The 485-nt window shown below is 39.4% G+C and carries 1 pseudogene; it reads right to left on the bottom strand.

Features of this window, described 5'->3' with window-relative positions:
* Positions 1-391 (bottom strand): annotated as a pseudogene (locus tag SB658_RS21845) (hypothetical protein); the annotation flags it as partial.
* Between the last annotated feature and the right edge of the window lie 94 nt (positions 392-485).

Below are 485 nucleotides of genomic sequence, written 5' to 3'. Positions count from 1 at the left end.
CCTTAACATCTACTAAATCCCTTGGGTTTTCATAGCACCACGTCACGTACTTTTCGAATTCACTAGGCGTTAATCCGTTTATTAATGCCAGATCACAGGCAACGTTATCGAATTTTTTCTGAGCCTCCTCACATAAAGATTTAGCCCACTCGAAAGGATTAATAGCGCCTTTATAACTATTAAGATCTCTGCTCAGAAATACTAAATTCCCAACATACGTTCCACCGTGCCCCACGCCTATCGCGATGAAGTGATCTACGACAACATCTTCCTTAGTGCCGCTTATCTGACAGGATATAATTTTCGATCTTTCTTCAAATGTTTTAACCCTAATCTTCATTGGCAGGGATCGCTCTAAGCCGTTTCTTATTTCTCTTTTTCGGGCTATCACGTTCTTATTTCTTCTGTCATGATCTTTTCGGTAGTTTGGATTACGTTTATAAAAAGCTCTTGAGATAGGTTTAATACATTCTTTGCACCTAGAG

This window comes from Bacillus sp. SIMBA_008 (assembly GCF_046535495.1).
Classification (GTDB): domain Bacteria; phylum Bacillota; class Bacilli; order Bacillales; family Bacillaceae; genus Bacillus; species Bacillus subtilis.
This window is presented reverse-complemented; position numbering and strand designations above follow the sequence as displayed.